Below are 20,956 nucleotides of genomic sequence, written 5' to 3'. Positions count from 1 at the left end.
ACCATATTGTGGTCATAACCTTTAAGTTCGATTCTGTAAGATCCATGGATCAGTCTATCGAGTATTGCGTCTGCAATTGTATCTTCACCGATTACATCATACCAACTGGCCACAGGTAGCTGACTGGCAATTATTGTGGAGGCCTTAGCGTGTCTATCTTCAATTATTTCCATCAGATCCAGCCTTTGCTGCTGGTCCAGATTTACCAGGCCGAAGTCATCGACAATAAGCAGGTCTGTTTTTGATATCCTGTCCATCAGCTTGTGCAGTGTACCTTCCAGGCGGGCCATTTTAGTCTTTAGAAGTAGTTTTTGCAGGTTAAAGTACAGGACTTTATACCCCTGGGCACAGGCATGATGGCCCAATGCTGAAGAGAGGAAGCTCTTCCCACAGCCCGTAGCACCGCTGATGAGTATCGGATCTCCTTTTTTGATGTACTCGCCAGTAGCCAGCGTAGTGATCAATCCTTTGTCCAAACCTCTGGTAGCGACCATGTTTATCTCTTCTATCGAAGCCTGATAGCGGAACCCGGCATTCTGTTTAAGACGCTCAAACCTTTTTTCATCCCGTTCATCTGATTCTGCCTGCAGCAATAGGGACAGTCCTTCGGAAAGGGTGAGTTCTGTACTGCGGCGGGTTTCATTCAATGCTTTCCAGTTACGCTCCATACCATGTAAGCGCAACGCTCTCATCTGTGTTTCAATATTCATCTTATTTTATTATTGTTTATTTTATTCTGTTTATTCCTGCCCATCATTGTATTGTCAGTCCATCGTTTGGCTGATCAAAAAGTGTCGGCTGGCTGCCTGCATAGTATGCTCTCCCCCTGATATTGGCATGCTCCGGCAGGGAGCTTTTTACGGAAGTTTCTTCCTGATTGTTTGCTGTTCCGTTTTCAAGTACATTCCTAAAGTAGTAGTAGGTATATAGCTTGTTTTTTAGTACGTAACTACATGCTTTATCAAACTCTTCTGCCGGGAAGTCCCGTTTTAGCCTGAACAGTCCGTCACAGGTACGGAATAACTGCTCGGGATAATGCGCTCGCTCAAAGAGTATCTCCAGAAGTTTGGCGAACTCCGCAGAGTGTGCTTTTGCCCTTGTCAGGTATGTTTCATGCGAGCGGTTCTTATACGCCTGATGTTCGGACTTTAAATGTGTCGCGACAGTGGTGTACGCATTTTCCCTGTAACTGCGTATGTGCGAGGCAATCTGTTTGCCCCGACAATAGATCCAGAGCATATTGCGTGTGTAAATGATCTTTACCTTTGTTCCGATATAAGCGAAGGGTACGCTGTAATAGTGTTTATTGCGCTGCAGATAGATATGTCCGTTATCCCCAACTTTGAGTTCAGCATAGCTCTTCAGCTCGAAGCGTTCTTTGGGAAGTTCGCCCAATGTTGATTTTTCGGAACTTAAGAACCGCTCTTCCCGGCAGTATGGCTTTTGCTGCATCCTAGTCTGGTTGTGCTTTAACATACAGACCTTTATAGCTTCATTGAGCGTATGGATATCAAAGAACTGCCTGTTTCTCAGTGGTGCAAAAACACGAGTATAGATCATTTTTACCTGATTTTCTACCAATGACTTGTCTTTTGGGCGGCCTGCACGCGCCGGAACCACAGCTGTGCCGTAGTGATTGGCAAAGTCTTCCATGGACTGGTTCAGGACCGGCTCATATTTATCGGCCTTGATGACCGCTGCTTTCAGATTGTCGGGGACAATGGCCTTTGGAACACCGCCAAGGGACTCCAGGCAGCTGCTCAGTGCATAAAAAAAGTCAGGGGTCTGCTGAGATGGTACTGCGATGGCAAACGCATAGTCTGAAAAGGGCAGGCAGGCCACAAATACCTCACAGGCGACCAGCTCCCCGGTGGACCTGTCAATATAATGGAGCTTTTTTCCGGAAAAGTCAATATATAGTTTATCACCGGCGGTATGTTCAATCACCATGCTGCCCTTGCGCGAGACAAGCTGTTGCCTTAAATGATAGTTGAACTGTGGATAGCTATAACCGGTGGGATCACTTTCTATATATTCCTGCCAGAGCAGCAGCTTAGTGACTCCGGTACGCTTAAGTTCTTTTTCATAATAGTCAAGACGGCTTTTTAGGTATTCAAACTTGTCTGCCTTGTAAGCAGGATTCCCTGCGTGGAACGACTTTTCCAACAGGGGATCCTCCTGTTTAAGAAGTTCTTCCGTATTGAAACCGCCGTCGGCCATCTTTTTAAGATAGGACTTCACCGTATTCTTGCTCATACCAAGGATGCGGGCGATTGTTTTTATTCCGCTACCGCTCTGGTACAATCTGATTAATTGCTTTATCTGACTCATTCGTTTTGGTTTTCCAGCCATCAGTGATCCGAATTGTTTGATCACTAAGTAACAAAAACTACTTGCTAAGGGGTCAGCATGCTCCAGCGCAATGAATTGAAAAACACATTTAGGGGGTCAACATGAGCCAGTATGGCAGTTGAATAACAGCTTTAAACGCAATACGCATCCCTAAATCTAATTCAATTTTGAGGGGTCAGCTTGTTCAAGTATATCCATTGATTGAAAATATTTCAAGAAAAGTACTAACGTCCTCATTAAAAGAATTAGAGGAAGATGGCATTATTTTAAGAGAAGTATTTAAAGAATTACCTCCTCGTGTAGAATATACTCTGACCGAGAAAGGGAAGGCACTTATTCCGATTATGTGTCAGCTTGCGAAATGGAATGAGGAATATTATGCGGAAGAAATTGCCCTTTGATAAGCAGATTCATTTGAAATTATCTGTATCTAACTTCTTTTTGCCATCAGTTGTTGCTAGGCAAAATAAGGTGATTGATTGCCATTTTCCAGGACTTCTATTCCCAGTTTTCCGATTACTTTCACAGTTGGGCGACCATATAGTTTAAATCTCATTTTTGGGAGATAGGATGCAATAATATTGGCCCGTGTAGCGCAAAGAATCTACCGTAGGAAAAAGACCAGTATTTTTTGTTTGTGCACTAACAAAAAAAAGCCTATAGATATAGAAAGGAAATGATCTTATAAAACAATCTGAACATGTAATAGAAATATCGTTATGCGAGTTGTTTTTTGAAGTTGTCTATTTTTTCGTTAAGAACAGTTAGTAGCTCCGGATCAATGACACCATTGTTCAAATCAAAATTTTCATAGAATTTTGGTAATGAAAAGGTTTCCTTAATGATAGCGCCAAATTGAGGAAAGAATTTTTGCGCCTCGGCCATCACGTTTCCACCGCCATAGCCGCCGGGGGAGGTAGTCATTAATAACATCGGTTTGTCCTGAAATACCTTAATATTTATTCGGGACGCCCAGTCAAAAACGTTTTTAAAGGCAACGCTGTAAGAACGGTTATTCTCGGCTAATGAACAAATAATAATATCGCTTTCGGCAATATTATCGAGAAAATGATGAGCTGCGTTTGGAAAACCATTTTTTTCCAAATCGACAGAAAAAATAGGCATATTGTAATCGGTTAGATCAATCAAGTTGATTTCATGATCATCAAAACTTTTTAGAACAAACTTGACTAATTGTTTATTGATCGAGGTGGAAGAATTGCTTCCGGCAAATGCAAATATTTTCATATTGTCTATTCTGTGGTATCTACATCTAAATTTACCTAATTTTTCGACAAATAATCCACCATTTCATTATTCGTTTGTAGTGCAATATTCGTCTATACAGTTATTGTAGATATCCATAAAAAAAATGAACAGCGCTTCAATCAGTATTTTATCTTTTGAAATAACTTATTATTTGACGGTAACAAAAATAAACTGAATATCGGCGATATTTTTAAAATTACTCTGTTTTTCTGTGATTAAATATTATCTATCATCTTTAAAAATAGAATACATTGGGATATCATAATATTTGCCATCTTTCTTTAGGTGCTGTTTTAGTATAGCCTCTTTTTGCATCCCTATTTTGCTCAGAACTTTTCCAGAAGCTGGGTTATGGGGAAAATAGGTTGCAAATATCTTGTTGAAACTGAGTTCCCTGAATCCATAATTAATAACAGCTTTCGCGGCTTCAGTGACATAGCCATTATTCCAATATGGAATGCCTATCCAATAACCTAATTCGGCTTTATCGGAGCCTTCGTCGTGAAGTCCGATGGCACCGAGCAATTTCCCGTTTTTTTCTCGAATTGCAAAGGTGAACCCCTTGCGGTTTTTAAAGCTTTCGGTTGATAGTTTTAGCCAAATCTCAGCATCCTCCTTCCGATAAGGGTACGGAATATTCGATGTATAATCAGAAAATACTTTATCTTGAAGATACAATACAATTTGTGGAATATCTTCCACTGTTATTTTGTCGAGAATAAGTCTTTCGGTTTCTAATCTTGGAAAGTCATTCATGCCAATTGTGCTATAAAAAGGTTGCAAAAATAGGATAAGGAAATTTTGTATTTAGAGCAAAATTAAATATTATTTTCTGGTTATTTAAACAAAGTGAGCTAAAATAATAATTAAGATAATACCGTCTTATTTCAGTCGTGTTGATAGTTCTCTATTAATTCGATATGTCCATCAATCATCAACAGATAGAAGTTCTCGAAACAGTCCTGATATATCTTATACTCAAGATGTTTAATTTCTTCGGTAATTCGCTCCTTGGAAACCCCATTATAGCATAATTCCGGATTTGTTTTTCTGGCTTCATCATGGCAGGAAAAATCATGGAGTTGTTTATACAATTCGTTTAGATCGGCAATGTCTTCACTACGGTGGTAGGAGGGATGAAACCAGACCCAAAACTCTAACTGATTTTTATAGGGGTGTGGTAGTAATTGAACGGAGGTATCCCTAAATAAATCTCCGGGATGCTTTTTATAGCGAAAATGCGTTACAGTGGCCTTTATACTATTCATACGGGTTAATTCGAGGGAAATCTACAAAAATATTCGAGAATAAACAGTGTTAATTAAATATCGTTAAATTTATTTAATAATAAAAATTAATATTTACATTAATCTGTTTTCTTCCCTTTCCGAGTCGCTTACTTTGTATTTATTTTAAGCCTTATTATTTGTTAGCAGCTTTTGATAACCTATAGCAGTGTTTGAGTGTGATTTGCTAAAATTAACAGATCTAGATGGTTAGATTATTTTGAAAATTACACGAATAGGTTTCCATAGTAACCGGCAATCAGTCAAATTATTATGTTTTAAGGTAATAACGTCCATTGGAGAAAACTATCCATGACTTCTTTCCAATGCGGTTTGGTATGATCAATTTCATTCTGATCATTTAGTTCAAAAAAATTATGTTCAAGATTAAAGTACCTTTTATAGGTGAGGTTGTTCTTTCTTTGCCTAATAAAGTATAATGGTATCAGGTCACAAAAATCGCTTGCTATGTCGTTTGTGCCATAGGCGAGATAGATGGGTTTGTTAAACATCAACCAGTCTTCTATCATCGGGTCTGAAAAGGTACTCCAAGCCAGCAGGCTTGGGTCCTTTGCCATTTTTTCGGGATCGATTGCTGTCTTAAAGTATTCATACTGTTTTTCCATCTGTTTATCTGCTAATTCCCAAGATATTCTCCCTTGTTCTGCTTCTTTTCTAAGTTTCCTTATACTTTGGTCTATTCGACCAAGCGGGTTTGAAGCAAAAAGACCTAGTTTAGTTACATTTTTATAATTCGCAGCGATACCGGTAGCTATTTTGGAGCCTTGGGAGTGACCAGCTACTACAAGCTTCGAATTATCTACCCATTTTTGCTGTTTCAAAAATTTAAGAACTTTGATTGCCCTTGTTATATAATTCCGGTAATAATTCGCCATCTGAAAAGTAATACTGGGAATATTTTTATTAGGTGAGTCTCCATAATACCATTTTTCGTCATTCAGCATGGAGTCATTGACAATCAAAGGGGTTTTGGGCATAGATATTACGACAAGATGGTAATGTTTTCTAATTTTCTCATAATCGAAGTTTGCGATTCCCCCTCCATGCAACCATAGTCCATAATTTTCAAAATTGATATAGAGAGGAACTGGCAAGGAGCCCTGACACCACAGAAATATCGGTTTCTTTTCGTTCACGACTTTGTCGACAATAATAAAATCAATGGTATCCTTTTTTGTTTGTAGGCTATAGGTTGTTACTTCATCATTGATGACTTTCTTTTGTTGAGCGGGACATAAATAATGGACAAATAAGAATAATGTTAAAACTCTAAAATTCATTTTTTTGCGTAAATAAAGTAGGAGAACTGTCACGTTTCTAGTTTTTAAATATAGATATTTTTCAGGAAGGGATCTAATACTATGATTTAAATTAACTAACTTAGCTATTATCCTTGGCTGCGAGGTTCGGAACATTCCCTAGCGAACTAGAAAAATGAACCGGCTTTGAGCCACTCGCCCCCGACTTTCGGGGGCTTGTTTTTAATTTTAACGCATTGAGATATGTAAATTGGAAAACAAGGAGATCAACCAATACTTTCAATATTACATAAGAAAAACTGGCGATAAAAAACAATAATGATAAAATTCTTAAAAATAAAAGGGACTTTTTTCTTAATCCTAGGAATATTAGGATTTATTGGCGTAGTGACCACTGTTGCAATATTAGGCACTGGACATTCTGCGCCGGATAAATTGATGGCTATATACATCGGGATTTTTGGACTGATTCCAATTCTGTTATTGCTTATTATCGATCGGATCTGCGTATGGAAATTTGGGACGGCTAAGGTAAATAAAATAGAAGTATATATTCTTGGTACTTTTATACTGCTTTTTGTCTTAAACTGGATCCGTCTGCAATGGCAGATCTAGTAAGATGCGGCTTGGTTGCTCTATTTATTAGAAACTTTGTTGTTACCCCTGTTTGGTTGCCAGGTCAAGTATATTGGCTATAAATTGGTCAAACGCTAGTTGTGAATCGACCAAGTATGCATTTTGATAATAATCGATACGGTATTTGATATGGGAGCGTATTTCTTGCTCACTATAAGTAGAGATGATAACCACATATTTGTTGCTGAGGTCGATCCGTTCCAGAATTCCATTGACTGAATAATTTCCGCCACTGCTAAACAGGAGAATATCTGCTTTTGCTGCTGCGCTATACAGGTGATTGTCATTAAGCAGATTGAGTTGTTCGTTGTTTTGGATCAATGTTGTGTATGTATCTTTGAGCCAAAAGTAAGGTTGCCAAAGGCAAACTGTATAGATCGTTTTTAAGGATAGAGGCACTCGCTCATTTAAATTGTCACATCCTTTATTGTAGATGGGACATGCTGGTTGATCTATTATAATTTGTCTACTTGAAAACCGTGCAAGACTTTGGGCGATATTGGTGCGATGCATATGATATTGTTTATTCCTATTAAACTGTTGATCTAAGTGACCAGAGGTATATAATTTCTTTGGCGATATAAATAGCATATTAAATCGCTTGATAATTATCTTGTACAATCTATTCATATTGTCAAAAGTTGGTGGCCCGGAAAATTCTTGATGCAATATCCCGTTTATTTTCTATCCGAAGGATTGGACGTAAACGGGATATTGATGTTAAAGGCACTTGCTAGATTAGTCCACTTTGGACGATAGTATTGTTCGGTAAATTATATGCTTACTTTATAGCGAATATTGATTGCCAGTTGTCCCACAAAAGCTGATTTTCTACTATTGCTGCTATCCATGTCAGCCATCGTTTCGGCACCATTGATTATAATATCCTTCAAATCGGGCTGATCGTCCTTAGAAGTTGTTTCTTTGAAAAACTGAACGGGCTGTCCAAGTTCATAACTATTTGCGATAGCTTGACTCAATGTTTCCTGCAGATCGTCAGGCATGGTCATCAATTGAAATTTTTGCCTAGTGGTAAGTGCGAAATTTTTCTCCATCCAGGATAGAAAATTTTTGCGAATAGCAGTTGTTTCGATCGCCAATAAATTCTCCGGCAAGGCCAAGATGCGAAATTGTACTTTGGCTACGCCATGGTTGTTGAATTGTTGTTTCATTATTTAAATTTATTATATTACAATATCTCAATATTTGATTATAAACTATCTATTTTTTGCTAAAAAATATGATAACACGGCAGTGAGATGTAGGTTATTGCCTTTTATACTCCCCTAAGATGCCAAGAGATGATCTGAAATAACAAATATCCACTGCTTCTCTTAAATTTCAGCTCTGAATAATGTTATGTTTTTGTTAATTATTTTGTAAATCTTATCGTTTATTGGGTTGGTGTTTTATAATTTCGATATTATTTATTATATTGGTATAGTTTTGTAAGTAATTGCATTAAAGTTATTGTCCTAATCAGGTATTATTTCAGAGAAATGTCATGAAATCTATTGTTTATTTTTTGAGCTCGCTGATGCTGTCTATTGTTTTTAATTTGAAGACAATATCGTTTCAAGGTTTTTTGGAACGGTCAGATCAGTATAAATATTGGATTTTGGTTGTCATTATGGTCTGTGTTTTTTGGATTGGGGCAACAATGGTGTCGCTGGTGCTTAATCTGCCCACATATTGGAGTGTTCCATATATGCGTGAGCGATTGGGTGAGCAAGCAAAATATATACCTGGTCTAGATATTTTCTTGCATTTTATCGCTTTTTTTTCGCTCTTATTGGTGTCCGTTTTTCCATTTCTATTATTGTACGTTGCTGTTATTTTTATGTATAGTCAGTCTTCGGCAGAACGATCGATGCTTTTCGAACTTCATATGCAAATTTATGGAATACGTTATGCAACAATTTTTGTATCATACAGTCTCATGGTCTATATGCGTGAAAACTGGTCACTACTTTACTATTCTATCGGACGGCGGCAAAACCTTGCAGTAATTTATAACAGACCGCTCATGCGGGTAGTGCATAATATAAGTTTAGAGAAAGAATTACCAATACTAGAATCAATGGTAAAAAGGCGTAAACCTTTGATAAAAAAAATACCTATCGTTGAACAAACCGAACAGAGATCGCAGACTTCGCTAAACGAATCCTGGAGTTTAAAAGAAAGCAGCGAAAAAAGGAAAGAGCAATTCTTTGGAATAGATATCCATAACATCGATATCTATCTGTTGGCTGATTTGTTAGTTAAACGAGGAGAATTTGTCCAATATATTAATCTGCAGCAGCTTCGATTTATTGATATTGTTGCAGTATATACAACAGCCGAAACCAAATGCATTATCTTACGTAACGGAACAACATTGGATTGTCCGACAATCTTCGATCAACTAAAGAGGGGTGGCATGGATAACTGGCTTGTCAAAATATCAAAGAATTATGCAATCAATATGTTCTTTGTACAATATCCTATCAAACGTGTGGCAGATGACTTGAAACTACAACCCTTTGTTGCGGAAATGTTGCTACAAAACATGGATCAGGAGCAGCTTAATGAAATTTTACGAACTGGAAAAGGGCTTAGGGGGCATCATGTCAAACACTTCTTAAACAATCAGGAGAATTATCCCCGTACGGGTTGGGATGCATCTATTAAAATCTAAACGGCATAGACTCCTTTTGGTAAAAGAACTTCCATTTTGTGAGACCTAACTATTTATCGTACTTTGCACTAAGTAGCAAAATTCCAGTTATACAAAATAAAAAGCAAGACCTTGGAAAGATTTAGAGCACATTTAGAGAAATTTATCCAAATTGATGATGTTATATTTGAAAGAATAACAAGGTACTTTAACGTAACCTCAATAGTTAAAAAGGAGAATTTGTTGGAAGAAGGGCAAGTCTGTCGGTATCATTATTTTGTGTTGAAGGGAATATTGCGTAAGTTTTTTGTGAGTGAGAAAGGTGTAGAACAAACAACAGAATTTGCTATAGAAAATTGGTGGCTTACAGATAATATGGCCTATGAACATAAACTTGTAAGCTCCTTTTATATCCAGGCTGTTGAAAAATCTGAGGTATTGTATATAAGTCAAGAAAGCCAAGACAAGCTGATAGTAGAATTTCCGATAATGGAACGCTATTTTCGTTTTGTATATCAGAGAGCTTATGCCTCAGCACAACTACGTATTAAATATCTTTTTTCGTTATCTAAAGAAGAGTTTTATCGTGATATGTTAGGTAAGTATCCTGAATTTGTGCAGCGTGTACCGCAATATCTTATTGCATCTTATTTGGGTTTTACTCCTGAATATTTGAGTGAAATTCGAAAAAAAATAGGCTCTTAAAATATGCTATATGCTCCAAAGAATAATTAAAAACTAATAACATTGATCGGAATCTGTTATTCTATAAGGCATAGTTTGAAAATCTAGATTGTGTTCTTTCGTATAATTGCTGACCAAATTATTAAATTTCTCAATCGCTTTTTCTTCAGATTTAGCAAAGCAATGTAGGGCGATCTCCAGGGGTTTTTCTGGAGTAGCTTCATCTATACGTAGTTTTCCGACCTCGGAAAGAACTACGGCAAATGAGGTTTTGCAAATTTCTACTTCCAATTTATTGTCTATCAACTGAGAAGAAATACTATAATAAGCGTCATTATTCTGGATTTCATCTTGGAAAGGATCCAAAAAAGTAATTACTATAGAACGATGGCCATATTTTGCGTTGCCAAAAAAATGGTCAATATATTCCTGCGCTTTTTCATAAGTAGAAAAAACACCTTCTAGATTCGTGAATACATCTGGATCTTCCTTAATTTCCTTTGAAACTACTGTATATACCTTTATGGCGTTGGTTGTCATATTGCTACTGCCTATATGTTAAGTAAAGTTTTTCTGCAAAAAAACTAATTTAAAATTTTATCGATACGATGGAAAAAGATAAAAACGTCTTTTTAAAATAAAAAAATTTCCTTTGTCTACTGTGTAGCTGATTTGGAATATATGATTGTGCTTTAAAGTTGTGTATAATTTTCGTGTTCTCCAAATTTTTTACTGATTGTTTTTTATTTTATGTTTTGTAATGAGATATGTTCTTGTATTGCTGCGCTTTTTTCGCTAAATATCGAAAAATAAAAATCTTAAAAAATTTCATAACAGGAAAAAGGGGGTAATTAATCTCAATATGATATCTGTATAAAGATTGCAGTTTTGTACGCTACTATTTTACATATCAACTTTGTGGTGTTTCAAACGTTTTCGTAAATAAATCGTGAAATTATATTCATTTGAGCTATATTAATTTATATATTGTTTTACTAAGCAAATTGGATAAATAACCATTAGGGGACTATACAGGAAGATAATATCCTGATGGCCTAAATCGGAAGGAATTGATCTGTTTACATACTTTTAACATCTTGGAAAAGGTAGTACAAATCATACGAGTAATAAACCAATATTCAAACAAATAAACCGGGCATATGAGCTCAAGAAATAACTATCACAATGAAAAGAAACACATTATTTAGATCTGTTTTGATGGCAGCGATGATTGGAAATACATTATTATCGCATGCGCAGATAAATAAGAGTACAGAAATAGGTTGGATAAACCTTTTTGATGGGAAAACGCTGAATGGCTGGAAATCTGTAGGTGGAAAGGCTCCCTATTCTATTGAGGGAGATGCAATCGTGGGCCGAATGACCAAAGGGACACCTAATTCATTTTTGATTACAGAAAAAGAATATAGCGATTTCATATTGGAATTAGATGTTAAGCTCGAAGGTAGTCAAACAAATTCAGGAATTCAGACCCGAAGTCATCTTGACCCCAATACCAATGATGGTCGTGGCAGGGTTTATGGAAGGCAAGTCGAAATAGACCCTTCTTCCCGAGCCTGGACAGGGGGTATTTATGATGAAGCACGTCGTGGCTGGATTTATCCCTTGGATCTTAATGAAAATGCAAAAAAAGCGTATAAAACTGAAGAATATAATCACGTTAGAATTGAGGCAATTGGGGATGAGTTGCGTACCTGGATCAACGATGTACCTGTTTCTTATGTAGTGGACACGATTGATCGGACTGGATTTATCGGACTACAAGTACATAGCATCCCTTCAGAACTAGATGGAAAGAAGGTATATTTCAAAAATGTTAAAATAAAGACTACAGATCTAAAGTCGAAAGGTTTTCCGAAAGATGTCTATATCGTCAACTTAAAACCAAATGAATTAATTGATGCAGAAAGGAAGAATGGTGTTAAGCTATTATTTGATGGTAAAACAAATAACGGATGGCGCAGCATTCATGGAGATAAATTTCCTGATCGCGGCTGGGAAGTTAAGGATGGTCAATTGACCGTTTTGAAATCCGACGGGGGAGAGTCAACCAACGGTGGTGATATTGTAACAAAGAATAAATATTCAGTATTTGATCTTTCTTTTGAATTTAAACTTAGTCCTGGGGCTAATAGTGGTGTCAAGTATTTTGTAACATTAAAAGAAAAGTCTAAAGGATCAGCTATTGGTCTTGAATACCAGGTGCTTGATGATGTCTTACATCCTGATGCAAAATTGGGTCGGGCTGGAAATCGTACTTTAGCTTCTCTTTATGATCTCATTACATCGAATAACGATAAACGAGCTCGGAGACCGATCGGTGAATGGAATAGAGGAAGAGTTGTGGTGACAGCTGATAATAGGGTTGAACACTATCTGAATGGGGTTAAGATGCTGAGTTACGAAAGAGGATCAAAAGAGTTTAAGGAACTGGTCGCTATCAGTAAGTATAAGGACTGGGATAATTTTGGTGAAGCAAAAGAGGGGTTTATTCTATTACAGGATCATGGGGATAGGGTTTCATTTCGCAGTATAAAGATTAATACATCAAACTAAGCTTAGAATATATGAATCATTATTTATCACGCCGAAGCTTTGTTAAACAATCTGTTATTGCAGCGGGTGCTGTGATGCTATCGAATAGCACCTTTGGTAAAATCAACTTGGCAGCGGCAAATGAGCGGGTTAATTTGGCCTGTGTAGGTTTAGGGAACAGGGCTGCGGAGATTATAAAGGAACTTTATAAAACAGGGCTTTGTAATATTGTTGCGTTATGCGATGTCGATCTAGGCGCAAAGCACACGCATGAAATTTTAGCGATGTTTCCTGATGCACCTAAGTTTAAAGATTTTAGAGTTATGTTTGATAAGATGGGGAGTCAGATTGATGCGGTTAGTATCGGGACACCTGATTTTTCCCATTTTGCCATTACGATGTTGGCATTAGATCTTGGCAAACATGTTTATGTGGAAAAACCAATGGCAAGGACATTTCTCGAAGTTGAATTAATGACCAATAAGGCTAGGAAGAATACAAAACTTGTGACACAAATGGGAAACCAAGGACATTCCGAAGCAAATTATTTTCAATTTAAAGCTTGGAAGGAAGCTGGGATAATTAAAGATATTACTCGTATTGACGCACATATGAATATGCCACGTAGATGGCATGGATGGGATGTGAATATGAAAGGATTTCCTACTGCCGAAATAACACCAGAAACTTTGGACTGGGAACTGTGGCAAATGCAGACCCTAGGTCATAATTATAATAAGGATTTTGTGAATGGGCAATGGCGTTGTTGGTATGATTTTGGGATGGGAGCTCTTGGTGATTGGGGCGCTCACATATTAGACACAGCACATGAATTTTTGGATCTTGGACTACCAACAGAGGTCAGCGCTGTCAAGCTTGAGGGACATAATTCTTATTTTTTTCCTATGTCTTCAACATTGAAATTCCATTTTCCAAAGCGAAAAAAAATGCCTGCAGTTGACATTAATTGGTATGATGGGCTAAATAATTTGCCGCCTATCCCAGAGGGGTACGGAGTTTCGGGATTAGATCCGAATATCCCGGCTCCTAGTACAGGCAAATTGGAACCAGCAAAATTAAACCCCGGCAAGATTATTTATGGAAAGGAACTGACTTTTAAAGGAGGTTCCCATGCAAGTGTTTTGCAGATCATTCCCGAAGCTAAAGCAAAGGAAATGGAATCACGCCTTCCAGAGATACCAAAATCGCCATCTAATCATTTTGCTAACTTTCTGAGAGCATGTAAAGGGGAGGAAAAAACAAGATCAGCTTTTGAGATCGCAGGACCTTTAAGTCAAGTATTTTGTTTGGGGGTCATTGCGCAGCGGTTGAACACAAAAGTAATCTTTAATCCTGAAAAAAAGGAAATCACCAATGATAAATTTGCCAATGCGCTTTTGGCAGGACCTCCTCCTTTAAGGGGATGGGAACAATATTATAAAATGTAAACAGACGTTATTGGTCTTTATAAAATAAAAGCGGGGGTAATTAGACTTATTCCTCGCTTTTTATTTATCAGACTTTTTTCGAAGTAAACACTTATGTGCTCAAGGAATTAAGATAGCTGTTCAGATAAAACAAAAAAAGGTTTTCAAACGGGGAGAATGAAAACTTTCAATAACCATTATAAGCCTAAATTATGATACTGGAAATATAAGTGTGTTCTTGGCACTATGAAAATTTATTTTAAAATAGCTTTTAATTTTGTTCCCCATTTTCCAAGCTCGTGAATGATAGGAGACAATTCACGGCCAATAACTGTCAATCCATAAGTTACACGTAGTGGTACTTCTGCATATACGGTACGCTTCACAATACCACTTTCCTCTAATTTTCGCAATTGTAATGTCAACATGCGTTCGGTAATATTAGGAAGACACTTTTTGATTTCATTATATCGAAGGCTTCCATTGATTAAGTAGCAACAAATAGCTAGAGACCATTGGCCGCCAATAATATGAGCTGCAAACACTTCAGGACACTCATCAATCAACATTTTTTTATTGTTAAAATTGCTTGAACTTTCTTTGATTTTTGTCATCACGTACATTTTTTATAGTAGCGAACATTGGGATATCACCGTACCAAAATAAGGAATTTCTAGCTATTTTTAACCCATAATGAATGCGTTAATAAAATTATTACAGCTGTCTACATGTGTGACAAATAGTATTCAAATTCTTTAATAAATAGCTATAATGAAAACATTAGTAATCGTAATACATCCAAATTTAGACAAATCAATCATTAATAAAAGGTGGATTGCGGAATTGAAAAAATACCCAGATGACTATGAAATCCATCAATTGCATGAAAGATATCCCAATGAAAAAATAGACGTTGAGCTAGAACAACAATTGATTGAAAAATATGATAAAATCGTATTTCAATTTCCATTTTATTGGTTTAACTGCCCTCCATTTTTTAAAAAGTGGCTCGATCAGGTGCTAACTTACGGATGGGCATATGGAAAATCAAGCGGTTATAAGTTAGCAGGAAAGAAAATTGCATTAGCATTGTCCGTGGGGATTGAAGAAATAGAGTATAATGCCACAGGTAAATATAAATATAAGTTAGATCAATTAACTAGCCCGTTCGAAATTACTTTCAACTATGTTCAGGCTAGTTATCAGCCACTTTTTGCATATTATGGCATCGAACAGAATGCTTCCCAAGAATGGGTCGAACGGAGTGTACCGCTTTATCTGAATTTTTTAAAAAGACTGTAATTAATTATTTCGGATAAATGACAATTCGGTAATTTAAAGTACTGGATTTAAATTATTTGTTTCTATCCATATTGAAGGAAGTATATGTCGATAGCTAATCGCTCGGATTCATGCTCTATCCATAAATTCTGTATATAATGGAGGAGATACCCACTAATTGAATTAATTTGAGCAGAGTTTCTTTTTCAAGCACTATTATCATTCTATAAATTAATATCTGCGAGAGGTTGAAATAAAAAAAGGTTTTCAAACGGGGAGAATGAAAACCTTTAATAACCAATTATAAACCTAAATTATGATAGTACAAAGATAGTGTCTTTTATACACACTGGCAATTTTTTTTTAAAAATATTTTGAATTTATCAGATACTTATTGCGATTAGCATGGAATAAGCTTTGTTATTATGGTTTGATATACCGATATTAATTATAATATCTGTTTTCTAAGCATTTTTACTAAAGGCATTCCATAAAAGGTGAATATTAGGTCAGTGTTGATTAATTCATAAGAAGATTGGACTTTGTATTCCAAATAGATTTGTGATAAAGAAATATTAAAATATTAAGCTATGGCACAATTTAAGTGGGAGGGGATTTATCCTGCAATGTTATCTCCATTTGACGAAAATGGGAATTTGGATTTTGATATGTTTGGTAAAAACATCAACGCGCAATTGGCGGGAGGTGTTCACGGCCTGATTATCGCTGGTTCTCTAGGTGAGGCAAGCGTCTTGACTACGGAAGAAAAGTATGAGCTATTGAAATATGCTTTGAAAGTTGTTGAGGGACGTGTTCCTATATTACTCAATATTGCAGAAAATACAACTGCAGATGCGATTAGAATAGCTCAAACCAGTGAGGAATTAGGTGCTGATGGTTTGATGTTGTTGCCTCCAATGCGTTATAGAGCTGATGATAGAGAGGCTGTTACTTATTTTCGTTCTATTGCACAAAGCACCAAGTTACCCATTCTGATTTACAATAATCCAGTTGATTATAGCACTTATGTCTCGCTTGATATGTTTGAAGAATTATTGTTGGAACAAAATATCCAAGCGGTGAAAGAATCGACCCGTGATTTAACCAATATTACCCGATTGAAAAATCGTTTCGGTGATCGACTAAAGATTTTAGCTGGAGTAGATACATTGGGTCTAGAATCACTGATGTTGGGTGCAGATGGCCTAGTCGCTGGATTGGTGGATGCATTTCCAAGAGAGACGGTCGCGATGTACGATCTTGTGAAAGCGGGGGAATACAAGAAAGCGGTAGAAATATACCGTTGGTTTATGCCATTATTGGAGTTGGATATTCATCCTAAACTGGTTCAATATATTAAATTGGCTGCAACAGCAGAAGGGATTTCAACACCGTATACACGTGCTCCTAGATTACCGTTGATCGGCGAGGAAGAGCAACGTGTTAAAAAAATTATTGCAGACTCAATTGCAACTAGACCACAATTATAAGGAGTTTCCTGAGTTTTATTCAGATGAAGACTCAGGAATCCTTTTTTTATAAACTTTTATATATGCGAAAGGACCTTTTTTAGTAATCAATCCCGGATGGTGTAAAGATCTATTGAAGGTTCTTTGGTTTTGAAGAGATATACTAACTTTAAAAACAAAAGGAATGGATAGCAACAAAAATGAGATTGATCACGTGTTGAAACAGGCAGAAGTTGGATTTCAATTTCTTCAACAAAGTGATGTAATTGAACGGGCAGAATTAATGTATGCCATTGCCACAGAAATCGAAGCATTGGATGAAATATTGATTGAAACAGCTCATTTAGAGACAGCACTTCCTTTGGCACGACTTCATGGAGAAAAAGCGAGAACGGTCAATCAATGGCGACGTTATGCGGATGCGGTAAAGACCGGTTTATATAGTGAAGCGCGGATAGACCGTGACCCAAACGGACAATTTGATTTACGTAAATATAATAAAGGGCTTGGTCCTGTTGTGGTCTTTGGAGCAAGTAATTTTCCCTTTGCTTTCTCAACGGCAGGTGGTGATACAGCAAGTGCCATTGGTGCAGGATGTTCGGTTATCGTTAAAGCTCATCCCGCCCACCTTAAAACCTCCCAATTGATGGCTGACGCTATCCGACGAGCTGTTTCTAAATACGGTGCTCCTAACGGTGTTTTTAATCATGTTTTAGCGGATTCCTTCACTGTTGGACAGCAATTGGTTAGTCATAAATTGGTAAAGGCGGTGGCGTTTACTGGATCTTTTCGCGGCGGAAAGGCATTGTTTGATCTCGGGCAGTCGAGACCTGACCCTATTCCGGTATTTGCTGAAATGGGAAGTGTAAATCCGATATTTCTATTGTCCGATTATTTAGCGAATAACCTCGAAACTTTCGCCAAGCAATACATTGGCTCCTTGCTCTTGGGGGTTGGCCAGTTTTGTACTAACCCCGGTGTATTGGTAGGCTTCTCGGGCGAGCAGCTAGAGAGGCTCAAACTAGCGTTAAAGAACGAACTAAAATCTGCTTCTACAGGTAAAATGCTACATACTGGTATACTGGAAAGCTATAATCGCTTAAAAAGCGAAATGGTTCAATATGAAGGCGTAGGTATATTAGAAGAGGGACAGGAGAATACTCCGGGCGAGTTTGCTCAGGCGGTGCTTGTGGAAGCTGAGGCAACTCAGGTTTTGGCAAATCCTAAGCTCTTGGAAGAGGTATTTGGGCCTTTCGGACTGGTTATTTCCTGTACGGATCAAGCTGAAATGAAGGCTTTACTGCAACAGCTTGATGGACAGATTACGATAACTTTTGCGGCATCGGAGAAAGATATTCGTGAATGTACTGAGCTCTTTGCGATTGCACAGGACAAATGTGGAAGACTTCTTTTCCAAGGTATGCCGACAGGAGTAGAAGTGCAGTATGCGATGCAGCATGGCGGACCATTTCCGGCGACGACAGATCCACGTTTCACATCTGTCGGCCCAGATGCAGTAAAAAGGTTCATCCGGCCGATTAGCTTCCAAAATTGGCCAAACGAATTTTTGCCGAAAGAACTTCAAGACGGGAATCCGTTACAGATCGATCGTTTGATCAATCAACAATGGACGAAGGCTAATATAGATAAGTAACCAAAAATGAAGAAGACTTTTTTTTGTATAGATTCACATACCTGCGGCTGTCCTGTGAGATTGGTGGCTGGTGGAGCTCCATTGTTGCGAGGAAATTCAATGATGGAACGCAGGTTGCATTTTATGGATGAATTTGACTGGATTCGTAAGGGATTGATGTTCGAACCTAGAGGCCATGATATGATGAGCGGAAGTATGCTTTATCCGCCTTTTGATTCTGAAAACGATATTGGAGTTCTTTATATTGAAACCAGTGGTTGTCTGCCAATGTGTGGACATGGAACAATCGGTACGGTGACGATCGCAATAGAAGAAGGGTTGGTGCGACCGAAAACTCCGGGAAAACTGAGATTGGAGACTCCAGCTGGGCTTGTACATATCGATTATATTCAAGAAGGACCAAAAGTCAAAAGTGTAAAGCTTACGAATGTAAAATCTTTTTTATATGCGGAGGGGTTGACAGTAGACTGTCCGGACTTAGGACGCATTACAGTTGATGTTGCTTATGGTGGAAATTTTTACGGAATTATTGATCCGCAAGATAATTTTGAAGACATCAGCTCTTACTCCGCAAGTCAACTGATTCATTATGGCAAAATAATTCGTCAGTTACTTAACGATAACTATTCTTTTGTTCATCCTGAAGACATAAATATTCATGGATTGACCCATATACAATGGACCGGAAAGCCTACCCATCCGAATTCTTCCGCACGAAATGCAGTGCTAGTTGGCGACAATGCTTTGGACCGTTCTCCATGTGGAACTGGTACTTCGGCGCGCATGGCGCAATGGTATGCAAAAGGAAAACTAAAAAAAGGGATGGAATTTGTGCATGAAAGTTACATTGGGTCACAATTCACAGGTAAAATCGAGGCCGAAACAACGATTGATGGTAAACCGGCTATTATCCCATCGGTAGAAGGTTGGGCAAGAATAACGGGATATAATACTATCTTTTTGGATGATGAAGACCCTTATTTTGGTGGTTTTCAGGTGATATAAAAGATTATTAAGACAATAAATAGAAACGTGAAAGAAAACAATAGAGGTACAGTTGTGGTGATAGGTGCAGGAATTGCGGGGCTCGCTTCTGCCTATTACCTTGTCAAAGACGGTTGGAAAGTGAAAATTCTGGAGAAAAATACATTAGACAATAATTGTTCCTATGGTAATGCAGGGATGATTGTACCAAGCCATTTTACCCCTTTGGCTGCGCCTGGTATTGTTGCTCAAGGAATAAAATGGATGTTCAATAGTAAAAGTCCATTTTATGTACGGCCTTCATTAAATCCGCGATTGATCAATTGGGGACTGAAATTTCTAAGTCATGCCAATCGAGCACATGTCGATCAACATGCGACCGCCATACGTGACCTAAATCTCTATAGTAGCAGGCTCTATGATGAGCTTGCATCGCAAGATGGTTTTGACTTTGAGTTGAGACAAAATGGCATTCTGATGATGTACAGATCGAGAGAAATGCAGCATGAAGAAATTGAACTTGCCCATCGTGCGCAGGACCTAGGATTGGATGTAGATATCTTAGAGGGAAATGCTGTTCAGGAATTAGAACCAAATCTTAAGCTGGATGTTTTGGGAGCGATACTATATCGATGTGATGGAAAGTTATATCCGCCAAAGTTAATGCAACAATTGATTCAATACTTGAAAACAGCGGGAGTAATTTTTTTCGAGGAAACCGAAGTCAATAAATTTGTTACTTTCGGAAATAGGATTAAAGAAGTGATAAGCAATAAAGGAAGTTTTCAGGCGGATGCTTTTGTGTTGACAGGTGGAGCGTATTTGCCCCAGTTGACATCAAAGTTGAACTGCAATACGCCGCTTATGCCGGGAAAAGGTTATTCGTTTATGTATGAACCGAAAGAGGGAAATACATTAAACCATGCCGCATTATTGCTTGAGGCGCGAGTTGCTGTGACGCCTATGAATGGTCAGATCCGATTTAGTGGTACAATGGAATTGGGGCCAGCAAATGATAAGATTTATGAAAATCGTGTACAAGGCATTGTGGAATCCATCCCCAAATATTATCCCGAACTAAAGGTCGATTATCCTCAAGATAAAATATGGTATGGCTATAGACCATGTTCACCAGATGGACTGCCTTATTTGGGAAGATTAAAAAAATATGATAATGCTATTGTGGCTGGGGGGGGAGGAATGATGGGGTTAAGTTTAGGCCCCGCCTATGGTAAAATTGTTTGCGACCTATTGGCCGAGAGGGAAATAGCGTCGAATATTCAGGGATTTAAACCTGATCGTTTTGATCATTAACAACCTATTTGTAAAGGGCTGTATCCAAAAAATAGCTTTTTTTGGGTACAGCCTTAAATTTTCATTCTTGGGTTATTTTATTAGGTTGTCTAATTCTTATAAGAAAAG

General features: G+C 37.7%; 21 protein-coding genes. 11 read left to right on the top strand and 10 right to left on the bottom strand.

Annotated elements, in window-relative coordinates; genetic code table 11:
* Together istB and istA are read right to left on the bottom strand one after the other, a co-directional pair.
* A partial coding sequence (istB, locus tag B4A24_RS14985; protein WP_293945939.1) for an IS21-like element helper ATPase IstB occupies positions 1–710 on the bottom strand: 710 nt, incomplete at its 3' end.
* 43 nt (positions 711–753) lie between these two features.
* Positions 754–2,331 (bottom strand): IS21 family transposase, encoded by a 1,578-nt coding sequence (istA, locus tag B4A24_RS14980; RefSeq protein WP_293945938.1) that lies wholly within the window; start codon positions 2,329–2,331, stop codon positions 754–756.
* A 188-nt stretch (positions 2,332–2,519) separates the two neighbouring features.
* On the opposite strand from istA, the gene B4A24_RS14975 reads away from it, so the two are divergent.
* Entirely contained in the window at positions 2,520–2,753 is a 234-nt protein-coding gene (locus tag B4A24_RS14975; protein WP_293945937.1) for a winged helix-turn-helix transcriptional regulator, read from the top strand.
* Positions 2,754–3,069: 316 nt separating this feature from the next.
* Here the strand turns inward: B4A24_RS14975 and B4A24_RS14970 are convergent, their stop codons facing one another.
* The 4 genes from B4A24_RS14970 to B4A24_RS14955 all read right to left on the bottom strand — a co-directional run bounded on the left by B4A24_RS14970 (position 3,070) and on the right by B4A24_RS14955 (position 6,208).
* A complete protein-coding gene (locus B4A24_RS14970; RefSeq protein WP_293945936.1) occupies positions 3,070–3,600 on the bottom strand; it encodes an NADPH-dependent FMN reductase in 531 nt (176 codons plus the stop codon).
* A gap of 243 nt (positions 3,601–3,843) precedes the next feature.
* On the bottom strand, positions 3,844–4,377 hold the full coding sequence (locus B4A24_RS14965) for a GNAT family N-acetyltransferase (RefSeq protein WP_293945935.1): 534 nt from the start codon (positions 4,375–4,377) through the stop codon (positions 3,844–3,846).
* Positions 4,378–4,508: 131 nt separating this feature from the next.
* Positions 4,509–4,889: a hypothetical protein gene (locus B4A24_RS14960; RefSeq protein WP_293945934.1), complete on the bottom strand. Its 381-nt coding sequence runs from the start codon at positions 4,887–4,889 to the stop codon at positions 4,509–4,511.
* 296 nt (positions 4,890–5,185) lie between these two features.
* Positions 5,186–6,208: an acetylxylan esterase gene (locus B4A24_RS14955; protein WP_293945933.1), complete on the bottom strand. Its 1,023-nt coding sequence runs from the start codon at positions 6,206–6,208 to the stop codon at positions 5,186–5,188.
* Positions 6,209–6,505: 297 nt separating this feature from the next.
* On the opposite strand from B4A24_RS14955, the gene B4A24_RS14950 reads away from it, so the two are divergent.
* Positions 6,506–6,802 (top strand): hypothetical protein, encoded by a 297-nt coding sequence (locus B4A24_RS14950; protein ID WP_293945932.1) that lies wholly within the window; start codon positions 6,506–6,508, stop codon positions 6,800–6,802.
* Positions 6,803–6,844: 42 nt separating this feature from the next.
* Here the strand turns inward: B4A24_RS14950 and B4A24_RS14945 are convergent, their stop codons facing one another.
* A complete protein-coding gene (locus B4A24_RS14945) occupies positions 6,845–7,453 on the bottom strand; it encodes a hypothetical protein (RefSeq protein WP_293945931.1) in 609 nt (202 codons plus the stop codon).
* Between the two features lie 143 nt (positions 7,454–7,596).
* Positions 7,597–7,995, bottom strand: coding sequence for a hypothetical protein (locus B4A24_RS14940; RefSeq protein WP_293945930.1), 399 nt, complete (start codon positions 7,993–7,995; stop codon positions 7,597–7,599).
* A 332-nt stretch (positions 7,996–8,327) separates the two neighbouring features.
* Between B4A24_RS14940 and B4A24_RS14935 the strand changes: the two genes are divergently transcribed.
* Both B4A24_RS14935 and B4A24_RS14930 read left to right on the top strand, forming a co-directional pair.
* Positions 8,328–9,500 (top strand): hypothetical protein, encoded by a 1,173-nt coding sequence (locus tag B4A24_RS14935; protein ID WP_293945929.1) that lies wholly within the window; start codon positions 8,328–8,330, stop codon positions 9,498–9,500.
* A 111-nt stretch (positions 9,501–9,611) separates the two neighbouring features.
* A complete protein-coding gene (locus tag B4A24_RS14930; protein WP_293945928.1) occupies positions 9,612–10,184 on the top strand; it encodes a Crp/Fnr family transcriptional regulator in 573 nt (190 codons plus the stop codon).
* Between the two features lie 33 nt (positions 10,185–10,217).
* On the opposite strand, the gene B4A24_RS14925 is transcribed toward B4A24_RS14930, so the two are convergent.
* Entirely contained in the window at positions 10,218–10,703 is a 486-nt protein-coding gene (locus B4A24_RS14925) for a hypothetical protein (RefSeq protein ID WP_293945927.1), read from the bottom strand.
* Positions 10,704–11,348: 645 nt separating this feature from the next.
* Between B4A24_RS14925 and B4A24_RS14920 the strand changes: the two genes are divergently transcribed.
* Together B4A24_RS14920 and B4A24_RS14915 are read left to right on the top strand one after the other, a co-directional pair.
* Complete coding sequence (locus B4A24_RS14920) at positions 11,349–12,740, top strand: 3-keto-disaccharide hydrolase (protein WP_293945926.1); 1,392 nt, start codon at positions 11,349–11,351, stop codon at positions 12,738–12,740.
* An 11-nt stretch (positions 12,741–12,751) separates the two neighbouring features.
* Positions 12,752–14,167, top strand: a complete 1,416-nt coding sequence (locus tag B4A24_RS14915) for a Gfo/Idh/MocA family oxidoreductase (protein WP_293945925.1) — start codon at positions 12,752–12,754, stop codon at positions 14,165–14,167.
* Between the two features lie 233 nt (positions 14,168–14,400).
* On the opposite strand, the gene B4A24_RS14910 is transcribed toward B4A24_RS14915, so the two are convergent.
* The gene (locus B4A24_RS14910; protein ID WP_293945924.1) at positions 14,401–14,760 is read right to left on the bottom strand and encodes a winged helix-turn-helix transcriptional regulator; all 360 of its coding nucleotides are present in this window, start codon (positions 14,758–14,760) and stop codon (positions 14,401–14,403) included.
* 157 nt (positions 14,761–14,917) lie between these two features.
* Between B4A24_RS14910 and B4A24_RS14905 the strand changes: the two genes are divergently transcribed.
* The 5 genes from B4A24_RS14905 to B4A24_RS14885 all read left to right on the top strand — a co-directional run bounded on the left by B4A24_RS14905 (position 14,918) and on the right by B4A24_RS14885 (position 20,848).
* Positions 14,918–15,448 carry an NAD(P)H-dependent oxidoreductase gene (locus tag B4A24_RS14905; RefSeq protein ID WP_293945923.1) on the top strand — a complete coding sequence of 177 codons (531 nt, stop codon included), beginning with the start codon at positions 14,918–14,920 and terminating at the stop codon, positions 15,446–15,448.
* 569 nt (positions 15,449–16,017) lie between these two features.
* Entirely contained in the window at positions 16,018–16,917 is a 900-nt protein-coding gene (locus B4A24_RS14900) for a dihydrodipicolinate synthase family protein (RefSeq protein WP_293945922.1), read from the top strand.
* Between the two features lie 163 nt (positions 16,918–17,080).
* Positions 17,081–18,550 (top strand): aldehyde dehydrogenase (NADP(+)), encoded by a 1,470-nt coding sequence (locus B4A24_RS14895; RefSeq protein ID WP_293945921.1) that lies wholly within the window; start codon positions 17,081–17,083, stop codon positions 18,548–18,550.
* 6 nt (positions 18,551–18,556) lie between these two features.
* Complete coding sequence (locus tag B4A24_RS14890; RefSeq protein WP_293945920.1) at positions 18,557–19,555, top strand: 4-hydroxyproline epimerase; 999 nt, start codon at positions 18,557–18,559, stop codon at positions 19,553–19,555.
* 27 nt (positions 19,556–19,582) lie between these two features.
* Positions 19,583–20,848: an NAD(P)/FAD-dependent oxidoreductase gene (locus tag B4A24_RS14885; RefSeq protein WP_293945919.1), complete on the top strand. Its 1,266-nt coding sequence runs from the start codon at positions 19,583–19,585 to the stop codon at positions 20,846–20,848.
* The last annotated feature ends 108 nt before the right edge of the window (positions 20,849–20,956 follow it).

Origin of the sequence: Sphingobacterium sp. UBA7249, assembly GCF_002472835.1 — a bacterium.
GTDB classification, from domain to species: Bacteria; Bacteroidota; Bacteroidia; order Sphingobacteriales; family Sphingobacteriaceae; genus Sphingobacterium; species Sphingobacterium prati.
The sequence above is the reverse complement of the archived record's forward strand: the minus strand, read 5'-3'. Positions and strand labels throughout refer to the sequence as shown.